Genomic DNA, 20074 nt, shown 5'->3' with positions numbered 1-20074 from the left:
GCGGCTCAGACCGCTCCGGGCCCGCGGAACGCGCCGCCGTCGAGGCCGCCGGGCGTGCGGTGGCCGGTGTCCAGGTGGGTGCCGAGACGGTCGAGCCCGCCGGGGCCGCCGGGGCGGAGCACGCCGCTGCCCGTGCCGCCGGAGTCGGGCGCGGGCGTGTCGGCACGGCCGCCACCGCGGCCACCGCCGTTCTCTCCGTCGCCGCCTCCGGAGTCTCCGCCGCCTTCCCCGCCGCCGGAGGTGCCGGGGCGGCCACGGCCGTTGTCCTCGCTGTTGTTGCCGGGGCTGCCGCCGCTCTCGCCGGGCTCGCCGCCGCCTTCGCCGCCGCTGGGGGTGCCGGGGCGGCCGCGGCCGTTGTCCTCGCTGTTGTTGCCGGGGGTGCCGCCGCTGCCGTCACCACCACCGCTGCCGCCGTCACCGCCGTTGCCCCCTCCGCCGCCGGTGTCGCCACCACCCTGGCCACCACCGGTGCCGCCGCTGCCGCCGGTGTCGCCACCGCCGCCGCCCTGGCCGCCACCGCCGGAGTTGCCGCCGCCCTGGCCACCGCTGTCGCCGCCCTGGCCGCTTCCGCCGCTGCCGCCGTGGCCGGGCCGCCGCTCGTTCTCCTGGCTGCCGCCGCTGTTGCCGCCACCGGAGTCGCCACCGCCGCTGTTCCCTCCGCCGGAGTCGCCTCCGCCGGAGTTGCCGCCGCCCTGTCCGCCACCGGAGTCGCCGCCTTCGCCGCGCTCGTAGACGCCGCCGTGCCCGAAGCCACCGGCACCGCCGTCAGCACCGCCGAAACCGTCGCCGGGGCCGCCGTCGAAACCACCGCCGTGGCCGCCGAACCCGCCTTCGCCCGCGCCACCGAACCCGCCGCCGATACCGCCGAAGCCGTCGGAGCCGTCACCGCCGTGGCCACCGAATCCGCCGGGGCCGTCACCGCCGAAGCCACCCGGTCCGTCACCGAACCCGCCACCGCCGTGGCCGTCGCCGGGTCCTTCGCCGAATCCGCCGGGGCCATGACCGTCCCCGCCGAAGCCGCCGGGCCCGTCGCCGCCACGGCCACCAGGCCCGTCACCGAACCCGCCACCGCCGGGCCCGTCGCCGAATCCGCCGCCGAAGCCGTCGCCCCGCCCGTCGCCGAAGCCGTCGCCCCCGCCGAATCCGCCGCCGAAGCCGTCACCCGGTCCCTCGCCGAAACCGCCGGGGCCATGACCCTCGCCACCGAGCCCACCGGGCCCGTCGACCCCCAGCCCACCCGGGCCGTGGTCGCCGAAGGAGCTGAAGTCGCCGAACTCCCCGAAGTCGCCGGCGCCCCCGAAGCCGTCGATGCCGCCGAAGTCGCTCGCGCCCCCAAAGCCGTCGGCGCCGCCGAGGTCGTCCAGGAGGGAGCCCCCGTCGCCCAGGCCCTGCTCGGCGAGCGCGTCGCCGAGCAGGCTGCCGACGTCCGCCGCCGCCGCGTCGAGCGTGGCGGCCGGCTCGCGCGGGTCGCCCGGCTCTGCGGCGTCCACGTGCGGCGTCACCGTGGCGTCCGCGGCAGCGGCGTCCGGCGCGACGTGGCCGAGGTTCACGTCGACGTCCGCGAGGGCGTGTGCCGCGTTGCCGAAGAAGAGCGACGACTTGGACAGACGCGCGTCGAGGGTGGCGGGACCGTCGGCCGTGCCGGACTCCACGCGCAGTCTGCGCAGTTCGCCGACCTGCTCGGAGGTCAGGCCGAGTCTTCGCGCCACCTCGTCCGTGTCGCCGTCGAGTTGGGCCGCGAATGCCGGGTCGACCGCGAGTCGGGTCATGGCATCGCGATAGGCGTCGTTCTCGGGCATGGCTTGCCTCACGTTCTCCGTCGGTCCGCGTTCACACGTAGCTGATCCCGGCGGGAAGTGGAGGGTCCCCCTGGTCGGCGGCGTGGGTGCCATTCCGGCCATCCCAACCGATGCCTGCAGGATCCTTATAGGGGCTGATGCCCGACTCACGCAAGCCCCGAGGGGCACCGAGGGAACAGGGAGATGGCCGGAAACGCTCGCCTGCCGGGAAACCGTCCCCCTCCGGCGGGACGCCGGGCGAGACCCGCGGCGGTAGGGTGCGGACGTGAGTCGGGGACAGGGCTTACAGGCCCCTCGCGCAAGGGTCGCACCGGAACGGCGCACGGGGCCTCGTGCTCTCGGACGGCGGGTTCAGGGGGCGTACCAGACGGGCTGTGCGCCCGACCCCGACCCCTGCCCCCGGCCGGCCCGGCGACTGGCCGACTCGCTCCGCACCGTCGGCGCGGAGGCGACGACCCTCGCGGCGTTGCGGGTGGAGGGACACCGGATGAGGTCAGGCCTCGGGACCGTACGGATGACCACCGAGGAACCGGACGCCGGGCTCCGCCTGAAGGTCCCGCGCGTCCCGCACATCCACCACATCAGGCTGTGCGAGAAGCGCGTCGGACTCACGACGGTCCGGTCCGCCCGACGTCGCGCCCAGGCGACGCAGGAGCACGGGTACGAGGTGGGCCGCGCCTTCTTCCCGGCGCGCCGCGCCGCGATGCCGGCAGATGGTGCCTGACAGCGGCTGACAGGGCTGACAGCGGCAGACGAAGGGGGAGAGCATGGGGAAGTACTTCCTGGACGAGGGCCGTTGGGCGCTGTGGATCGTCTGCGCCTGCTATCTGATCGTGGTGTACATCACCTGCCGGGGACTGATCGCCGCCCCTCGCTACCGGCTGCTCCAGGCCCGGATCGGCGACTGCCGGGCCCGCGTGGCGGTGCTCACCGCGGCCCTGGCGGCCGAGGGGTCCGACCCGTCCTCGCAGTCCTCACCGCAGCCGCCGCCCGCCTCGACCTCGGCCCTCGCGGCGGTCACCGGACGACTGGACGAGCTCGACCGGAACGGGCAGGTCGTGTGGCGACTGCTGCGACGGCACTGGGTCCTGGCCATCCCGCTCTCCAAACTCGCCTCCGCCTGGCGGACCCTGCACGAGGCCGAGACCCGGCTCCTGCGCCTGGAAGGGCCGGAGGAGGTCGCCCTGCGCGCCCGTGGTCTCCGGCTCCGTCTCGCCGCCGACCCCGGCCCCGTCAACGACCGGATCGCCGGGGAACTCGCCGAGCACGCGGGCGACGCCGCGGCGGAGCGGGCGATCCTCGTCGCCGCCACCGAGCGGATCCACGACACGGAGGACGGCGACTTCGAGCGCGAGTACGAGCTCCAGCGGACCGCGCTCTGGCTGGCGCTGACCGGCCTCGGAGCGGTCCTGCTGACCGGACTGGTCTTCGACCACCGGCTGTCCATGCTCGCCGGCGGTCTCGGCGGCTTCCTGTCACCGCTGGTCGGCGTGATGCGCGCCCAGCGGCCGTCCTCCTGGGGCGTGCTCGTCCTGGCACCGGTGGGCGGAGCGCTCGCGGCGCCGGGCGGACTGCTGCTCGTCCGCATGCTCGCCGACCCGGAACTCAACCTCCTCGGCCAGGTCTTCCTGGAGAACTCCTGGGGTGCTCCCACGCGACCGATCTCGCTCGCGATCGCCCTGCTCTTCGGCTTCTCCGGCACCCTCTTCTCCCGCCTGGCCCTCGCCGCCACCGGCCAGCTCGCACCCGCCCCGGCCCGGACGCCCCAGACGTCCGGAGTCCGCGTCCTTTAGGGGCCCTTAGCAGAACCGCGCTGTGCCCGTCGGCACAACCGGTGAGACGGTGCCGCCGCGTGCGGCGCGGTGGCACGATGAGCCCGTCACCAGCCACGAGGAGGGGCCATGGGCACGGACATCCGCGAGCGGCTCGCCGGGCTCGGGCTGCGGCTGCCGGAGGTGAGCGCCCCCAAGGGCGCCTACGTGCCCGCCGTCCGCAGTGGCAGCCATGTCTTCATCGCCGGTCAGATCCCGCTCACCGGAGGGGAGTTGACCGCGACGGGCCGAGTGGGCGCGGAGGTGTCGCCCGAGCGGGCGAAGGAGCTGAGCCGGCAGTGCGCGCTGGCCGCGCTCGCCGCCGCCGACTCGGTGGCTCCGCTGGAGTCGGTCGTCGGGGTGGTCAAGGTCGTCGGGTACGTGTCCTCGGCACCCGGGTTCGTGAGGCAGGCCGCGGTCGTCGACGGGGCGAGCGAGCTGCTCCTCGACGTGTTCGGCGAGGCCGGCCGACACGCGCGCAGCGTGGTCGGCATGGACATCCTGCCGCTGGACGCGCCCGTGGAGATCGAGATCGTGCTGCAGATCGCCGGGGACGACAGGCCCTGACCGCGGACGCCCGCTCAGCCGATGCGCACCGCCGTGCCCGTCACCTCGATGCCGCTCGACGGCTCAGCCGGGACACGGACGGTCAGCAGGCTCGGCCGGCCCATGTCCACGCCCTGATGGATCGTCAGCACGGCGGGAGGCGCGACCAGTTCGAGCGCGCGCAGATAGCCGCCGAGGGCCGCGGCCGCCGCGCCGGTGGCCGGGTCCTCCACGACGCCGCCGGGCGGGAAGGGGTTGCGGGCGTGGAAGACGGTGTCCGACTCGCGGTGGACCAGGGCGACGGTGGCCCAGTCCCGGCGCGCCATCAGGGCACCCAGCGCGGCCATGTCGTAGTCGAGGTCCGCGAGGCGGGTGCGGGCGGCGGCCGCGATCACGGGGTGCCAGGCACCGGCGTAGGCCGCCCGGGGCGGCAGCGCGGGGTCGAGGTCGTCGGCGGACCAGCGCAGCGCGGCGAGCAGCTCGGTCAGATCGGCGTCGGTGATCTCCTCGGTGCGCGGCGCGACGCTCACCAGGGTGGCGACGACGGTGCCGTCCGGCCGGGTGGACGTGGTCACCGGGACCGGACCCGCCTGGGTGTGCAGCAGGAGCCTCCCGACGCCGTGCCGCTGCGCGTGGGCCACGGCGGTGGCGATGGTGGCGTGGCCGCAGAAGGGCACCTCGGTCCGCGGGCTGAAGTAGCGGATGGCGAGCGTCCCGTCGGAACGGGGGACGACGAACGCCGTCTCCGAGTAGCCGACTTCCGCCGCGGTGGCGGCCATCGTCGACTCGTCGACGCCCGTGGCGTTCAGCACCACTCCCGCCGGGTTCCCGCCGAGCGGGTCGGTACTGAAGGCCACATAGCGCAGGATGTCCATCGGCCGAACGTATCCGCTCCGTCACGCCGTCGTCAAAGCTCGTGTACCACAAGGGAGTTGATGGCAGGAGGCTGGAAAGCGGCAGGTCGGAGGGAGTGGTCAGGCCCAGGTGAGCAGCTGTCCGGACGCCGTGAGGCCCACCGCGAATCCCAGTGCGATTCTGCGTGCTCCACGACTGGGCCGTACCGCGTGGAAGTAGCGGGGATCGATGAGCAGCGCCTCGCCGACCCGCGGGGCGATCTCCAGGGACTCGGCGCCCCGCACCACCGCCTCGTCGTAGCCGTACGAGGCGGGCAGCCGGTACGCCTCGTCCTCGGGCTGCCAGCGGTGCCGCCACAGCACCGTCTCGCCGCCCGAAGGAGGCACGCTGACGTACAGGTTGAAGGCGAACTGGCCGATCAGCGGCGCGTCGAGGAGATCCTCCTCGTACTCGCGCAGCGAGTCGTCGAAATGCACCCGGAAGCCGTCGTTGGGCTCCCGGGCCACCCCGGCGCCGAGCTCCCGTCCGCCCCGGCTGCCGACCGCGACCCCACCCGGCCAGTGCGCGCCGAGCCCCTCCCGGCAGGCGAGGAAGGGATCGAAGGAGAGCCCGAGACCTCGCCAGGCCTCGTGATGGCCCTCCAGCGCCTTCCAGTAGCTTTCCGCGACCCCGCCGGCCGCCATGTGGTCGCTGATCCCCACACCGAACCGCATCACCCGGGGCTGGACGCGGGCCTTCCCGTACGAGTCGAACTCCCGCCCCTCCAAGGCCGCGAGGACCTCCGCACACCGTTCCCCGGACAGGAAACCGGGCACCCGGACCGCCGCGTACTTCCCGGCGGCGAGGCCGGTGAGCAGCTCACGGGTGAAGGCGGGCGCGCTGGCCGCGCGGAAGAACGGATCGTGCAAGGCGGTCGGCGGCAGATCCTGCGTGAAGTTCCCTGACGTCATTCGTCGGCCCCCCGACATTCAGAAAGACAGCGGAAAACAACGGCGCCTATCCGGGATGCGCTCCGCTCGTGGTGCGGAACGCGGTCTTCGCGTCGAGTTCGAGTGCCTGGCGTCCGGCTTCCAGGGCTTCCATCGCGACCTGCCGGCCGAACTCGGCCTGCATCTCCTCCAGCTCGCTCCCCGGTGCCCCCCACGTCAGGGACTCGTCGTCGTAGGGGTCGGTGGGGCGAGAAGTCATCGGCGGACCTCCGAACGTTTCGGGAAGGGACGCGTCACACAGGGTGAGGCACCGTCAGGCTACGCGCAAGCCCGCCGTGCCCGGTGAAGTTTCCCGACGGCCGTCCGCCGGAGGAGGTTTCAGGTCGGCATCTCCCGTACACGCTCGAGCGTCCCTCTGGCCTGCAGCGACAACGGGTGCTCGGAGGTCACCACCCGGTCGAGGTCGTGCACCAGTGCGCGCAGCGCTTTCACCGCTTCGGGCGTACGCCCGCGGATCCCCAGCAGGACGAGGACGTGGGTGTAGCGCAGCCGCATCACCAGGTTGGAGTCCTGGGGCTGGGAGGCGTCGCCCAGCGCCCCGCCGATGACCGCCTCGGCCTCCTGGGCGCGGTCCTGGGCGAGCAGCGCGTGCGTCAGCGTCTCCCGCACCCGCAGGGTCTCGGGCGTGGCGGGCGGCCAGTGGTTGCGGCGGCTGATGGCGAGGATCTGCCGGGCCTCCGCCTCGGCCTCGTCGTGCATGCCGAGGGCCAGCATGGTCCGGGCCAGGGTGTGCCGTACCACGAGCGTGTCGTAGTGTTCCGGCCCGCGGACCTGGTTCTCCGCCTCCACGATCGAGCGCAGCAGCACCTCGGCCTCGCCCTCCCGCCCGGCCTGCTCGTTGATCGCGCGGGCCAGCTTGTGCCGGCTGGCGAGGGTGTCGGCGTCGTTCTCGCCCAGGATCGCGGTCCTGGCCGCCACGACCCGGCTGAGCACCTCCTCGGCCAGGCCCAGCTGCTCCCGGTCGAGATGGATGCGGCCCTGCTCGTGCCGCAGGCCGAGGATCTCCCGGTCGTCGGGGTCGAAGCCGTACGAGGCGCAGCGCTCGACCAGCGGGAAGACCAGGGCGTACGCGGGGCCGAGCAGTCCGGTCGCGATGAGGTAGCGGGCGGTGAGCCGGGCCAGCTCCAGGGCTTCGGTGCGCACCGTGCGGTCGTCCGGTCTGAGGTCGCCCAGCAGGCAGGTCCGGGAGACCTCCAGCGCGTGCGGCGAGAGCGCCGCCCACAACGGCCAGTTGGCGGGGTGGTCGGGATTGCGCAGACGGGTGGCGGAGAGCAGCAGGCGCAGGGCGAGGCCGTAGTGCTCGGCGGGCCGCTGCCGGACCTCCTCGTCCTCGCGCAGCACGCCGTGGACGACGGGATGAAGGGTGAGCACGCCGGACAGGTCGCGGTCGGTGACGTCCTCGCGCTCGTACGCGTCCACGAGGCCGAGCTCCTCCAGACCCTTCAGCGCCTTCCTGAGGGACCCGGGGGCGCCGGGGAAGAGCGGTGATTCGGCCAGGGCAGGGCCGGAGAGCAGGCAGCGGTACGGGATCGGGGCGATGCTCAGGCAGGCGAACACCTTCAACAGGGCGGGAGCGTGGGGGAGTTCGTGCTGTCTCAGCAGGTCCATGCCGATACCGCAGACCTTCTCCACGATCTCCCGGCCCAGCAGTTCGCTGAGCGGCGGCCCGTCCTGCGCCGCGGCGGTGTCGCCGCGGGGCTCCAGCACGCGGTCGACCGCACGGCGGAAGGTCTCGAAGTCCCTGATGTCGCTGTCCAGCCGGATCCGGCTCTCGTGGACGGCCTTGATCACGTCCGCGGCCTGGCGCAGGGCCAACGGCAGCCCGCCCAGCTGGCGCGACAGACGGCGCGCGTCCTCGTTGGTCCCGCCGAGGCCCCCGGTCCGCTCCAGCAGCATCGAGGCGCCGTCGTTCTCGTCCAGCGGCAGGACCTGGTGGACGCGGCTCGCGTCACCCCAGGCGTTCCGGCTGCGCACCCGGCTGGTGACGAGGACCGTGCCCTTGGCGTTCTTCGGCGTGCGCAGCCAGCCGGTGCCCAGGGAGACGGGGCCGTCGGGCGGCCCGAGCCGCTCCGGGTCGTCGGCGTTGTCGAGGACCAGCAGCCACGGGTCGGGGCAGTCGTCGAGCAGCGTCCACACCAGGTCCATGGCCCTGCCGACGAGCCAGGCGCGTTCCACCGTGATCGAGGGGGCGCCCAGGTCGCGGGCGATCATCCGCATGCGGAGGCTGAGTTCGGCCGTCGACACCCACCAGACCCGGTGGCCGGCGCGCCGGGCGCGGTCGGCGACCTCCAGGGCGACCCGGCTCTTGCCCGAGCCGCCGAGACCGGCGACCACGTGCACCTGCTGGCGGGCCTCGTCGGACGACAGGTGGGCGACGAGGCTCTTGCGGTCCTTGCCCTTCAACTGGCCGTCCGACAACTGCCCGTAGGGCGGCGGCGGAAAGGGGCCGAGATCGGGATCGGGCAGCGGCGTCGGAGGGACGGCGAGGCCGGCGGCGGGCCCGGCCCCGCCCTGGGCTCCGGCCCCCTCCTTGCCGACGGGGCCGACGTCGCCGGCAGGACGGCCGTCCGAGCCCGCGCCCCCTCGCGCCTCAGGCGTCCCTCCCTCCACCTGCGTCCGCTGTTCCCCCTGCTCCTGCCGGGCCTCCTGGGCCACCCTGAGGAGGGCGCGCTGAACGGCCTGGTACGAGGAGGCGGTGCGGTCCGCGGGCTGGACGATGCTGTAGTGGTCGGCGGTGACCACCCCGCCCTTCGGGAAGAGGCCGCGCGCCACGACCGGCGGCACGATCTCGTCGGCGGCACCTCCGTACGCGAGGACCGGTATGGGGCACTCCTTGTCGCTGTACTCGCGCGCGTGCACCACCGAGCTGAGGACGGTCCGCTGAGCCTCCGTCACCGCCCGGTCGAAAGGCCGCAGTTGCTGCTCCTGCGGGTGTCGCCACAGCCTGAGCGCCTTGCGCACGGTGAGGAAGAAGCCGGACCCGGTATTGGGGCAGGCGAACATGGTGAAGTGCCGGATCCGCGCCAGCTCGCGGCCCTCGCCGTTCCACAGCTTCCGCGCCAGAAACCGCTGCACGACGAGCCCGCCCTGGCTGTGGGTGACGAGCACGATGCGCTCGGCGTCGGCGAGCTCGGTCTCCAGGAAGGTTCCCAGCTGGTCGGCCACGTCGTCGGTCTCGGCGACCCTGCGGTCGGGCCGCAGCCGGACGAAGGGGGAGTCGTACTGGAAGGGATGGACGCTGACCCATCCGGCCAGCTCGGGGTCGTCCGCGATGAGCGCCTCGAAAGCCTTCCAGACCTTGGCGGAGGAGAACAGCCCGTGCACCAGCACGAGGTGGACGCGCGTCGACGTCATCGCGAACCTCCGCAATCACAAAGGGTGCTGAAGGAGAGTCATTTCGATCGCAGATGAAGCAGTTGTCTCATCAATGATGCATGAGGGACGACCGGAGGAGCCAGAACGAGACAGGTGGCGATCGGGAAGGGCGGTGTCACGGGGACCCGGCCGGCGACCCCGCCGGAGGACGCCGGCGGGGTCGCAGGACGAGGAAGGCGCGGGAGCCGCCGCCGCGTGCGCGTCGTCACCCGCCCGGCACCCTCGTCCGCCCAGGTCCGCATCGTACGTGGCGGGCCGGGAACCCAGGCGTCGTCACTGCAGGACCTCCCCTTCCACCGAGCCGGGCTGGCGCGGAACCTGGGCGTGCCGGAACTGCCGGGCCTGGAGTTCGTACGCCGATCTGAACGCCCCCGTGCCCGTGGCCGGGTCCATGAGTTCGTCGAAGGTGCCGCGCTCGATGATCCGGCCCTCGTCGAGGACGTAGATCAGGTCTGCGTGGCGGACGCTGTGGAGGCGGTGGGTGATCAGGATCGTGGTCTGTCCGCTGCCGGCCAGCTCGTGGATCTGGTCGAACACGCGCTGTTCCGCGGCCGGGTCGAGCGCGCTGGTGGGCTCGTCCACGATGAGGACGGCGCCGTCGCGGTACCGGGCGCGGGCCAGGCCGATCTTCTGCCACTGGCCGCCGGAGATCTCCTGCCCGCCCTTGTAGCCGCGGAAGAGCAGCGTGTCCAGGCCGCGCGGGAGGTCCCCGACGACCTCGTCGGCGCCGGCGTACGTGGCGGCGGCGCCGATCCGGGCCTCGTCCAGGGGAGCGGCGCTGCGGCCGATGCCGATGTTGACGCGGGCGGTGAACGGCCAGTGGTAGAAGTCCTGGGCCACCATGGCGACGCGGTCGAAGACCTGCGCCCGGTCGGCCTCGGCCGTGTCCACGTCGCCCCACAGGACCCGGCCGGAGTCGGGGAGCCAGCCTCCGCAGAGCAGCCGGACCAGGGTCGACTTGCCCGAACCGTTCCTTCCGACGAGGGCGACGGTCCTGCCCGTGGGGATGACGAGGTCGACGTCCTGGAGCGACGGCTCGTCCGCGCCGGGGTAGGTGAAGGTGACCTTCTCGAAGCGGACCTCGGCCACGTCCTCGGGGAGGTCGCGTCCGCCGGTGGGAATGGCGCGCCGTACGGCCTCGTCGCACAGCGTCTCCAGGTCGGCGACGAACATGGCCTCCTCCTGGACGTCGGTCACGCGCAGGACGAGGTCGGTGATGCTCGCCGATCCCGAACGGATCGCGAGCACGGCCGTGCCCGCCACCGCGAGTGCCGTCTGCCCGTTCCACAGCAGCAGCCCCAGCACCCCGTAGGTGACGACGGTGGCGATGCCGCGCGCCGAGTCCGCGTACAGGCCCGTGCGGGCACCGGTCCAGGAGAGCCGGGTCTGCTCGCCCTCGCTGGTCTCCGCCATCTTCCGGAAGTGCGCGAGGAGGAACGGCGCCACGTCGTGGACGCGGACCTCGGCCGCGGCCCGCTGGTCGATGAGGAGCTGGCCGATGAGCTTGGCGGCGCGCACGTGCTGCACGAACCGGTGCCAGCTGACGTACCGGTGCCGGGCCATCGTCAGCGAACCCCAGGCGCTCGGCAGCGCCATGCAGATCAGCAGCGGAAGGAGCACGGGGTGCAGCACCGTCAGCACCCCTGCCGCCGCGACCAGCGAGATCCCGGACGTGACGACGGCGGTGCAGTAGCCGACCATCCGTCGGGCCGAGTCCGCGCCCCACTGGGCGGAGTCCATCAGCCGGTGGAAGGCGTCGTCCTCGATCGCCTCCAGCTCCACCCGTGCGACGAGGCCGAGGTAGCGCTCGGTGGCGACCCGCTGGACCTTCGGCTCCAGGATGCCGGTCGCGGCGGCCGAAGCCGACTTGCAGACGGAGCCGACGACCCCGAGGACGGCGACCAGCGCGAGCGCCGGCAGGGCGGCGCGCAGCCGGGCGGTGATGTCGCCGGAGGCGAGCAGCTCGACGAGCAGGGCGTTCACCGCGACGAGCGAGACCGCCTGGGCGATTCCACGGGCGGTCTCGGTGAGCGCGACGGTGAGGAGGGCCCGTCGGTCGGCCTCGCGGGCGAGGCGGACGGCGAGCGATACGTGCCGGGGGAGCGCCACGGCCATGGCGCGCAGGCTCAGCTTCAGCCAGGCACCGTCGTGCGCACCCCAGCCGTAGTCGTAGGTGAGCTCGCCGCCGAAGAGCAACCGCTCCGATTCCGAGGGAGGGCTCGCGGCGGCTGCCAGTGGGTCGCTGTCGGCGTTGTTCATTCGGCCTCCGAACAGAGCGGGCTGGGATGTCGCACGGTGTAACGACGCCGCGGCCGGGCTCGAACACACGTGTTTCAGACGTGGCCTCCGGCCCGTGGTTGAGCGAAAAGGTGTTCGTGCCGGATGCACCGACCCGCGTGGGCAGGGCGTCGAGGCCGTCCGGTGCGGTGACCGAAACGCCGACGGTCTCGTCTCCCCACGGTCCGCCCACGGGTCGCCGTCCCGTCCGGACCTCCGGACGGGACGGCGCGACGGGGAGTCACACGATCCTCAGGCCGGCGGCGGCACTCGGGCCGTCACCGCGACTGCGGTGCCGGGGACGTCCCCGGGGAGGCGGCCGTCGCCTCCGCCAGGGCATGGGTGTACTCGAGATCCCAGACCAGGCTGAAGGCCGCCAGCGACGGGCGGTCGGCGTGCAGGGCGTGGAGCAGGCACCCTGCTCCGATCGCGCCGGTGACGGCGCACCGGCGGGCCGCCGGCGGACGGCAGACCCGACGGGCGAGGCGCAGCAGCCAGTGCCGTCGCAGCAGGTCCTCGCGCACCGACGGCAGCCGCTGCGAGTCCGGCACGAGCCGGTCGATGAGGACGTCGAAGTGTGCGCTGCGGGCGGGGATGCGGGTCCAGGTCCTGAGGGTGCGGTCGCTGTCGTGCCAGACGACGGCGACCGGGTCGAACGCGAAGCGGCAGCCCAGGCGGGAGAGCCGGAAGCCGAGTTCGACGTCCTCCTGCCGGGCCAGCCGCTCGTCGAACCCGCCGACGGCCCGGAAGTCCGCGCGGCGGACGGCGAGGTTGCCGGTGTAGCAGTGGGTCCATGCCGGCGTGCTCTCGCCGCGGCCCAGCCGGGCGTACTCGCGGCCCAGACGGTCGGCGTCCCAGTGCGTCCAGGGCGGCATGCGCCGCCCGGGCGGGGCCAGGATCGGGCCGAGGGACACCGCGGGCCCGGCGGCACGGTCCAGCGCGGCGTGGTGCCGGGCGACCAGTTCGGGATGGGAGATGCAGTCGTCGTCGATGAACAGGACGTACGGTGCCTCCGAGAGGGCCACGCCCCGGTTGCGGCTCGCGCCGGGACCGATCGACTCCTCGTTGCGGACGACCCGGACGGAGAGGTCGGGCAGGTCGGGGAGACCGGGGAAGCCGGCGTGGCCGGGGTGGTCGGGGCGTTCCGAGCGGGAGGACGCGAGGCGACGCGCCAGCGGGACCCGGCTGCCGTCGTCGACCAGGATCACGCCGAAGTGCCGGAAGGTCTGGTGCCGGAGCGCGTCGAGACAGGCCGCCAGCTTGTGGGGCGGGCGGTCGCGGGTCGCGATGACGACGTCCAGCTCGACGGCCGGCTCGGTGCCCCGTCGGGCCTGCCACGTCTCCTGCGTCTCCTGCGTGCCTTGCGTCTCCTCCGTGCCCTGTGTTCCCTGCGTTCCGTGTGTTCCCTGCATGTCCGCCATCACGTCCGCCTTCCCGGTGGGGCCGCGCAGCGGGAGAACCGGTCCGCGCGGTGCACGTCTCCGACGGCGAGCAGGTCCGTCGTCTCGCCCGGGGCGCCGGTCACGTCCACCATCGGCGCACCACCTCCTCGGCGGCCTTGCCCCGCGGCGTGTAGTCGAGCTCGTCGTCCGGGCTGCCGTGGGGCGTGACGTCCCAGACCCACCAGAAGACACCGGCCCACCAGGGCTCGTCCCGGAAGCTCGAGAGCAGCGCCTCGTAGCCGGCCGCCTGCTCCGCCTGGTCCGGCGTCGTGCTGATGGTCCAGGAGTACGGAGCGGTGGTGGACCCGCGCTGGCTGACGTAGCCGGCTTCGGTGAACAGGATCCGGCGACCGCGTTCGGCCGCGAACGCCGCCAGCTCCTCCCGGATGGGCCGCCACGCCCGTTCCAGCGCGCCCACGTCGCGGGTGGGCCGCGAGCTCACGGGCCAGTAGGCGTCGACGCCGATCAGGTCGAGGGCGTCCCAGAAGGCCACCCGGGGGTACTCGTCGTAGTTGGCCGCGTAGAGCAGGGGTCCCGGGTAGTGGGCCCGTACGGCCCGGATGACGTCCAGCCACTCGTCCCTGTCCCCTGACACCCCCTCCAGCTCGGTCCCCACGGCGAACTGCTCCGCGCCGCTGCCGGCGGCCAGACGCGCGTAGTGGGTGATGAAGTCGGTGTAGGAGGCGAACCACGCCGCGTGGTCGCGTGGCCGGATGCTGCTCCGGCTCTCGGCGTCCGGCAGGTCGACATGCGGCTTCAGCAGGACCTTCAGGCCGTGCGCGTGGGCCAGGGCGATCACGTTCCGCACACCGGCGTCGTCCGGCGTCTGCCACACCGCGCCGGCGGGCGCCCGGGTGACCTCGTGGGCGTCGGCGCTGCTCTGGAACCAGGTCGGCGTGATCTGGACCCATCCCGCGCCGACGTCGGCGAGGTGCCGCAGGCGGTCGTCGAGTACCCGCGCGTCGTCGTAGCCGTCCGCGGAGTACGTGGGCAGGGCGAAGCCGTGCTGCCGCTCCTGCACCGGGCCGGGTACGGCGTCGGTGGAGGAACCGGACGGCACCGCGGCGAGGAGCAGGACGCCCAGCACGGCGCCGGCCAGGCACCGTGCGCGGCGCGTCAGGGCGCCGGGCGGACGGAAGCGAGGGGAACGGCCGGTGACCGGCACGGGCGCATCGCCTCCTCACCCGGGTCCCGCCCGCGGGCGGGCCTGTTCCGGCACACCGCTGCGGGGCGCCTGCGGCGGTCCCGCCGCGGCGTCGTCGCGACCGCAGAAGCAGACGGCGACCAGCAGTCCCGTCACGGCGGTGACGCCGAGGGTGTTGAAGGCCGGGAAGGTCACGGTGGTGAGGAGCAGCGAGAGCAGGGCCGCCCGGCTGCCGATCCGGAGGATGCGGAGCCGCGGGTCCTCACCCGGCGGGCCCCGCCGCAGGACCGCCGCCACGATCACGGACACCAGGAAGGCCGCCGCGGGCACCCCGATCTTCCACGCGAGCCAGAGGTACCCATTGTGGATGAACGGCGTCGTCAGGGGAGCGAACGTGTCCTCCTTGCCCCAGGTGATCGTGGCGCCGAAGCCCGATCCGGTCAGGGGCCGGCCCTGGATCTCGCCCAGGACGACCTGCGACTCGATCACCCGGTACGAGTAGGACTCGTCGATCTCGAGCCGGTTGACCGAGACCACGCGTTCCAGGGCCGTACGGATCTCGCCGGGTGCGATGACGGCGAGGAACACGAGCAGCGACAGGGCACCGACCGGCACCCACTTCGCCGCGTTCCGCCGTGCCCGGGCACCCGACATCACCACCACGGCGGTGCAGGCCACCGCCGTGGCCACCCAGAAGGTCCGCTCGTACGTCAGCCAGAGACAGACCGCGTTCAGGCACACGACCGCCGCCAGCAGCCACCGGAGCGGGACCGACCGCACGCGCCCGGACACCAGCGCGGCCCAGGCCAGCGTCACGGCGACCGGGTACGCGTACAGCCCGCCCTGCAGCGAGCCGCGGCCCGCCGAGGTGAGGTCCACTCCGCGGCGTATGCCGACGTCGGCGGCGCTCGTGTAGTCGATGGAGAAGCCCCACTGGACCAGCCCCCAGACCCCCAGGACCAGGCCGAGGCCGATCAGTGCCCCTTCGAGACGCCGACGGGCCGCCTTGTCACGGACCACCGGCCACGCCAGGACGAACGCACCCACGCCGAGCATCACCCGGCGGGTCTCGTGGCCCGCCTCGCTCACGTCGGCTCCCTGGGCGATGCCCCAGCCCAGGGCCGCGGTGAGCACCAGTGCGACGGCGGCGGCGACGAGGAGCGGCGTGTCGAGCCCGAGCCTGCGCGACAGGACGAGCCATCCGACCCGGCACAGACCGAGGAGCATGAGCACGTCGACGAGCAGCAGCCCGGGCCGGCCGGACCCGCCGACGAGGGAGAACCGGTCCTGCGCCTCGAAGGGCACCAGCACCGTGACGGCGATCAGCACGGACAGGGCGGCCACCGGAGCCCCGAACGCCAGCGGGATCACCACGAGCGCGCCGACGGCCGTGAGCGGGTCACCCGGCAGGAGGGCCCCGAACGCGACCGCCGCCAGTACGGCGACACACGCCGTGCGCACGACGCGACGGTCCGGTCGCGACGCGAGCGGCGCGGGCACGTACGGCCGGAGCCGTCCGGCCACGGGCCGGGTCACGGCGACCTCCTCCTGCCGAGGCGCCGGAACAGCAGGAACCCCGACACCGCCAGTCCGGCGACGCCCGCGGCGCAGACGGCGACGCCGTAGGAGATCCCCGCGGCCCGCAGGGAGAAGAGCAGGGCGGCGGTCACCACCAGCTGCCACACCACCGCGGCCACGACCGGGCGCAGCGCGCGCCAGAGCTCGCGGCCGGAGGTTCCGGCGAGCCGCGCCCCGACGGTGGCGTACACCGCCGCGTACGGCACGAAGACCGCGAGGTGCGCCAGCGCGGCCCCGCGGATCCCGTCGACCGACACGAGGACCCACAGGGCGGTCGCGGTGGCGACGCACCGGGCGGCCATGACCTTCGCGCGGAAGGCGATCTGTCCCGTACCGGACAGCGCCTCGCCGATGCAGTTGTCGATGGCGTAGCCGATGCCGGCCACCCAGAGCACCTGGAAGGCGGCCACCATGCCCGTCCACTCGGGCCCCAGCACCGCCGGAAGAAGCACCGGCGCGAGCAGGATGCCGACCGGCAGCAGCGGCAACAGCAGCGCGGACATCAGCCGGACCGACTGCACCGTCCGCTGTCCGCTGGTCTCGGGGCTGGACGCGGCGGCGGCGAAGAGCACCTTGCCGACCTGTTCGGAGAACTGCGTCGAGGGCGCCATGGCGATCGTGAAGGCCAGCGCGTAGAGGCCGACCAGACTCGCGTCGCTGGACAGGCCGACGACCAGGTAGTCGATGTTCGCGGCCAGCATCAGGGTGACGCCGAACAGGAAGAACCAGCGGTCGCCGGTGCGCTCGCGCGCCTGGGCGGCGGAGGCGGGCGGGAACGCCGGCCGGCGGCGGAGACCGGGCAGGCACAGCGCCGTGGTGAGCACGGCCAGCATGCCGAACAGCACCACCTGGCGCGCCACCAGCGACCAGATGCCCGCGCCGGCCAGGACGGCGACCACGGCCACCACCGCGGACACGACGTTGGCGGTCGCCGTCGCACCCGCGAGCCGCCGGAACTGCATCGACTTGTGCAGCAGGGCCGTGGGGATCAGGGAGATCGCGTGCAGGGGCAGGCAGACCGCGAGCAGCGCGACGGCGGGCGCGTCCCCGCCGTTCGCGAAGGTGCTCACCAGGGGGCCCGCGGCCGCCGCCATCACCGCGGCGAGTGCCGCGCCGACGAGGAAGCAGCGCCAGAAGGCGCGGACGAGGTAGGTCCGGGTGAGGTGCGGGTGCACCATGATGGCGCCGTACGTGCCGTGGTCCACGAGCAGCGTCGCGATGTAGACGACGGCCGTGCCGACCGCGACGGTGCCGAAGCCGGAGGGCGGCAGCTGTCGTGCGAGGAAGATCAGCGATCCGTAGGCGAAGGCCTGGGCGAGCAGATGGCTTCCGGTCATCCACGAGGCCGAGGCGATCAGACTGCGCCCGGTCGGCTCGCGGGACACCTCGCGGGACACGGAGGCCGCCTCGGTGCCGACGTTCATGGCAGTGCCGGGCTGCCGGCCGAGGCCGTCGGCGACGCGTCGCGCCGCCACCGCAGCCGAAGGGCGGCGACGGCCAGCCGAGCGGTGGTGGGAACCCCGTCGACGAGGTAGCGGCGCCACAGCCAGGGCTGCCTCGTCAGCCGCCACGCCCACTCGAGGCAGAGCCTCCGCACGAGCTCCGGGGGACGCGAGCGGTCGCCGTTCACGAAGTCGAAGCTCGAGCCCACACCGACGAACCAGGTGCCCGGCAGCGCGGCGCGCATCCCGGCCATGACCGAGATCTGACTCGCGAAGGGCAGGCCGATGAAGACGATGTCCGGGGAGGCGGCGACCAGCGTGCGCGAGAGGGCCGCCAGTTCCGCGGCCATGGTGTCGGGCCGGACGTAGCAGGGGTAGGTCTCGGCGCGCAGCCCCGGACTCGTCCGCCGGAGACGGTCCGCGGCCCGCTCCGCCTCACCGGGGCGACCTCCCGCCAGCAGGATGGAGCGGCCCCGCGCTCCCGCTTCCGCGGCCAGCCCGCGGAGCATGTCCGTGCCCGTGACCTGGCCGGGCACGGGAGTCCGCTGGATCCGCAGGGCGACCACCAGCGGCATGCCGTCGGTGACGACGAGCTCGCTGTGCTCGAACATCCGCCGCAGCTCCGGCGAGCGCCGGTACTGCCGCAGGATGTCGACGTTCGGCGTCAGCACCGTCCCGCCCCGGCCGTCCGCCAGGGCGTCGAAGACCCGGTCGACGGCCTGGTCCAGCGTCACCGCATGGATCGGCATGCCCATGAGACGCGCGGTCGGCAGGGTGCGGGGCGATCCGGGAGCAGGGAGCGGCATCGGACTCAGCTCCTCAGGGCTTGCGGCTCAGGGTTTCCGAGGAGTGCGGCGGGAGCTCGCGCGCGGGCGCCGCGACGTCCTCGCTCCGCGGGCGGCGGCGGTGCCGCTCGATCCCGTACGCCGCGAGCACGCCGAGGAACATCCCGCCGGCTCCGGCCATGACCATGACCACGGCCGCGGGCACCTCGCCGACGCGCACCGCCGGGCCGGTCGAGTCGATGCTCAGCGTCGGGTCCACGCCGGTCTCACGGACGTAGGTGAGGAGCTGCAGCCTCCGGGACTCCTCCCCGGCGTTCGGGTCGGCGTCGGTGTTCTTCTGCGCGAAGGCGATCCGGCGGTCCAGCTCGGCGGAGACCGTCTGCCACCGGTCCTTCAGAGCGGTCTGCGCGAACGTCTCCGCCACGCGGACGGCCTGGCCCGGCTCGTCCGCCTTGGCGGTGACCTCGATCATGTTCGTCTCGTCGACCGGCTTGACGTCGACCGCGGCGCGCACGGACGCGGCAGTCCACGGGTCTCCGAGGGACCGGGCCGTCGCGGCCGCCACGCGGTGTGAGTCCAGCAGGCGCGCCACCGTCGAGGAGGTGCGGTCGGCGTCGCCGGCATCGCGCACGAGGCTGGTGCCGATGAACGTCTCGTCCGACTGCGCGAGCGGCGTGACGGGCATCCTCGTCGTCGCGCTGTAGGAAGGACCGCGCGGCCCCCAGGCCACCACCGCACTCGCCAGGAGGGCGGCGAGCGTGGTGATCACCACCAGGGGCCACCAGCGCAGGAGGTCGTGGAGGGGGACACCGCCCACGGCGGAAACACCGGCGGGCGGCGCCGGGGGCGGTGTGCCGTCCACGGTCGTGGAGGTCCGGAGGTCGCGTCGGGACGGATTCGTCGTCATGCCGGCTGCCTGTACGCGAGAAGGTGCACTGCGACCGCCCGGTTCTCGTCGAAGGCCGGGTCGGGTGACTCGCCGTCGGCCAGCTGCGTGTCGATGGCACGGTTGAGATCGTGCGGATCACCCGGCTCGAACGTCTGTGAGGCGAGTTCCCGCAGGCCACCCACGTTCGCTGCGGCGGTCGGGGTGCCCAGCTGACGGGCCACCGCGAGCACCCCGCTCTGGCTGGCCTTGTCATAGGGCAGGACGACGAGGTCCGCCGCCGAGATCGCCGCCGCGAACTCCTCGAGCTCGAGGAACTCCACCCGTGCGGCGACGTCGACGCCGTACTCCTTCGCCAGTTCCGCGCAGTGGGCCCACCCACCGCGGTCTTCGCCCACGACGGCCAGGCGCCGGTCCGCGGGCCAGTGGCGAGCGCTCTCGATGAGCACGTCGAGCCGCTTCTCCGGCCGGATGCATCCGGCGAAGAGGACGACGGACGTGTCCGAACCGGCCCGCCACGCGCTGCGCCACTCGCGCCGCTCCTCCTCCGAGGTGTCGGGCACGAGCTGGACGAGCGGAGAACAGTGCGCCTCGAGTCCGCGACGGCGCAGCACCTCGACGTCCGCCTGCGAGTACACGATGACCGTGTGCGGGACCCGGAGGGCGAGCCGCAGCAACGCGCCGTCCACACGGCCTCGCCGCGAGAACGTGTCGTGCGGCGAGTAGACCACCAGGCGGTCCCTGAGCCGTCCGACGCCCAGCGCGAGCAGGGTGAGTGCCCCGGCCGCGGCGATTCCCTCCACATGGAGGACCGCGCCGCGCGGCACCGCGGAGTGCAGGTGCGGCAGCGTGCGGCTGACGAAGCGGCGCGCGATGGCGACGGAGCGCCGGGCGCCGGCCGGACGGTCACGCGGCCACCAGGAGCACGGGCACAGGTCGACGCCCTTGACGTGCACCTCTTCGTGCTCGTGTCCGGTGTGGAGCACGACGTGCCGGCCGGAGCGGGCGAGGAGCTCGCCGAGGCGGCACGCGTGCTGGAAGACCCCCGCGTACCCCGAGGGTTCGAACAGATGGATCTCGGGGCCGACGGACGTGATCCGGTCGGGTTCCGGGCGCATGCAAGTAGTCTCCGGCGGCGCCGGACC

Annotated in this window: 16 protein-coding genes; 3 read left to right on the top strand and 13 right to left on the bottom strand. The window is 73.7% G+C overall.

All coding sequences use genetic code 11. The annotated features are described in order from the left end of the window. Window positions 1–5 precede the first annotated feature (5 nt). Window positions 6–1769, bottom strand: a complete 1764-nt coding sequence (locus tag ACFY8W_RS26355; protein WP_391109935.1) for a hypothetical protein — start codon at window positions 1767–1769, stop codon at window positions 6–8. Window positions 1770–2313: 544 nt separating this feature from the next. On the opposite strand from ACFY8W_RS26355, the gene ACFY8W_RS26350 reads away from it, so the two are divergent. From ACFY8W_RS26350 to ACFY8W_RS26340, 3 genes are all read left to right on the top strand, one after another. Continuing rightward, window positions 2314–2523, top strand: a complete 210-nt coding sequence (locus ACFY8W_RS26350) for a hypothetical protein (RefSeq protein WP_391109932.1) — start codon at window positions 2314–2316, stop codon at window positions 2521–2523. 43 nt (window positions 2524–2566) lie between these two features. Next, complete coding sequence (locus ACFY8W_RS26345; RefSeq protein ID WP_391109929.1) at window positions 2567–3592, top strand: hypothetical protein; 1026 nt, start codon at window positions 2567–2569, stop codon at window positions 3590–3592. Window positions 3593–3700: 108 nt separating this feature from the next. Next, a complete protein-coding gene (locus ACFY8W_RS26340; protein ID WP_391109926.1) occupies window positions 3701–4177 on the top strand; it encodes an Atu1372/SO_1960 family protein in 477 nt (158 codons plus the stop codon). 14 nt (window positions 4178–4191) lie between these two features. Here ACFY8W_RS26340 and ACFY8W_RS26335 read toward each other — a convergent pair whose 3' ends face one another. From ACFY8W_RS26335 to ACFY8W_RS26280, 12 genes are all read right to left on the bottom strand, one after another. Then, entirely contained in the window at window positions 4192–5031 is an 840-nt protein-coding gene (locus ACFY8W_RS26335) for a PhzF family phenazine biosynthesis isomerase (RefSeq protein WP_391109924.1), read from the bottom strand. 99 nt (window positions 5032–5130) lie between these two features. Further along, window positions 5131–5961 carry a proline hydroxylase gene (locus ACFY8W_RS26330; protein WP_391109921.1) on the bottom strand — a complete coding sequence of 277 codons (831 nt, stop codon included), beginning with the start codon at window positions 5959–5961 and terminating at the stop codon, window positions 5131–5133. Between the two features lie 46 nt (window positions 5962–6007). After that, window positions 6008–6199 carry a hypothetical protein gene (locus ACFY8W_RS26325; RefSeq protein ID WP_391109919.1) on the bottom strand — a complete coding sequence of 64 codons (192 nt, stop codon included), beginning with the start codon at window positions 6197–6199 and terminating at the stop codon, window positions 6008–6010. A gap of 119 nt (window positions 6200–6318) precedes the next feature. Beyond that, complete coding sequence (locus tag ACFY8W_RS26320; RefSeq protein ID WP_391109916.1) at window positions 6319–9354, bottom strand: alpha/beta fold hydrolase; 3036 nt, start codon at window positions 9352–9354, stop codon at window positions 6319–6321. Between the two features lie 294 nt (window positions 9355–9648). After that, window positions 9649–11634 carry an ATP-binding cassette domain-containing protein gene (locus tag ACFY8W_RS26315; RefSeq protein WP_391109913.1) on the bottom strand — a complete coding sequence of 662 codons (1986 nt, stop codon included), beginning with the start codon at window positions 11632–11634 and terminating at the stop codon, window positions 9649–9651. Window positions 11635–11930: 296 nt separating this feature from the next. Next, on the bottom strand, window positions 11931–13064 hold the full coding sequence (locus ACFY8W_RS26310) for a glycosyltransferase (protein ID WP_391109911.1): 1134 nt from the start codon (window positions 13062–13064) through the stop codon (window positions 11931–11933). 109 nt (window positions 13065–13173) lie between these two features. Further along, entirely contained in the window at window positions 13174–14259 is a 1086-nt protein-coding gene (locus tag ACFY8W_RS26305) for a glycoside hydrolase family 113 (RefSeq protein ID WP_391109909.1), read from the bottom strand. A 15-nt stretch (window positions 14260–14274) separates the two neighbouring features. Next, the gene (locus ACFY8W_RS26300; protein WP_391109906.1) at window positions 14275–15774 is read right to left on the bottom strand and encodes an O-antigen ligase family protein; all 1500 of its coding nucleotides are present in this window, start codon (window positions 15772–15774) and stop codon (window positions 14275–14277) included. Next, window positions 15771–17240 carry an oligosaccharide flippase family protein gene (locus tag ACFY8W_RS26295; RefSeq protein ID WP_391109903.1) on the bottom strand — a complete coding sequence of 490 codons (1470 nt, stop codon included), beginning with the start codon at window positions 17238–17240 and terminating at the stop codon, window positions 15771–15773. The genes ACFY8W_RS26300 and ACFY8W_RS26295 overlap by 4 nt, the downstream gene beginning before the upstream one ends. After that, window positions 17237–18064, bottom strand: coding sequence for a WecB/TagA/CpsF family glycosyltransferase (locus ACFY8W_RS26290; protein ID WP_391109901.1), 828 nt, complete (start codon window positions 18062–18064; stop codon window positions 17237–17239). The genes ACFY8W_RS26295 and ACFY8W_RS26290 overlap by 4 nt, the downstream gene beginning before the upstream one ends. A gap of 13 nt (window positions 18065–18077) precedes the next feature. Beyond that, entirely contained in the window at window positions 18078–18950 is an 873-nt protein-coding gene (locus ACFY8W_RS26285) for a hypothetical protein (protein ID WP_391109898.1), read from the bottom strand. Next, window positions 18947–20047: a glycosyltransferase gene (locus ACFY8W_RS26280; RefSeq protein ID WP_391109897.1), complete on the bottom strand. Its 1101-nt coding sequence runs from the start codon at window positions 20045–20047 to the stop codon at window positions 18947–18949. Before ACFY8W_RS26280 ends, ACFY8W_RS26285 begins: the two co-directional genes overlap by 4 nt. Window positions 20048–20074: the final 27 nt, after the last annotated feature.

Origin of the sequence: Streptomyces sp. NPDC012637 (assembly GCF_042954805.1) — a bacterium.
GTDB lineage: Bacteria > Actinomycetota > Actinomycetes > Streptomycetales > Streptomycetaceae > Streptomyces.
This window is presented reverse-complemented; position numbering and strand designations above follow the sequence as displayed.

Coding starts and splice junctions, on each gene's coding strand:
- ACFY8W_RS26355 (WP_391109935.1), bottom strand. CDS start 1,769: ATGACCCGACTCGCGGTCGACCCGGCATTCGCGGCCCAACTCGACGGC.
- ACFY8W_RS26350 (WP_391109932.1), top strand. CDS start 2,314: ATGACCACCGAGGAACCGGACGCCGGGCTCCGCCTGAAGGTCCCGCGC.
- ACFY8W_RS26345 (WP_391109929.1), top strand. CDS start 2,567: ATGGGGAAGTACTTCCTGGACGAGGGCCGTTGGGCGCTGTGGATCGTC.
- ACFY8W_RS26340 (WP_391109926.1), top strand. CDS start 3,701: ATGGGCACGGACATCCGCGAGCGGCTCGCCGGGCTCGGGCTGCGGCTG.
- ACFY8W_RS26335 (WP_391109924.1), bottom strand. CDS start 5,031: ATGGACATCCTGCGCTATGTGGCCTTCAGTACCGACCCGCTCGGCGGG.
- ACFY8W_RS26330 (WP_391109921.1), bottom strand. CDS start 5,961: ATGACGTCAGGGAACTTCACGCAGGATCTGCCGCCGACCGCCTTGCAC.
- ACFY8W_RS26325 (WP_391109919.1), bottom strand. CDS start 6,199: ATGACTTCTCGCCCCACCGACCCCTACGACGACGAGTCCCTGACGTGG.
- ACFY8W_RS26320 (WP_391109916.1), bottom strand. CDS start 9,354: ATGACGTCGACGCGCGTCCACCTCGTGCTGGTGCACGGGCTGTTCTCC.
- ACFY8W_RS26315 (WP_391109913.1), bottom strand. CDS start 11,634: ATGAACAACGCCGACAGCGACCCACTGGCAGCCGCCGCGAGCCCTCCC.
- ACFY8W_RS26310 (WP_391109911.1), bottom strand. CDS start 13,064: ATGCAGGGAACACACGGAACGCAGGGAACACAGGGCACGGAGGAGACG.
- ACFY8W_RS26295 (WP_391109903.1), bottom strand. CDS start 17,240: ATGAACGTCGGCACCGAGGCGGCCTCCGTGTCCCGCGAGGTGTCCCGC.
- ACFY8W_RS26290 (WP_391109901.1), bottom strand. CDS start 18,064: ATGCCGCTCCCTGCTCCCGGATCGCCCCGCACCCTGCCGACCGCGCGT.
- ACFY8W_RS26285 (WP_391109898.1), bottom strand. CDS start 18,950: ATGACGACGAATCCGTCCCGACGCGACCTCCGGACCTCCACGACCGTG.
- ACFY8W_RS26280 (WP_391109897.1), bottom strand. CDS start 20,047: ATGCGCCCGGAACCCGACCGGATCACGTCCGTCGGCCCCGAGATCCAT.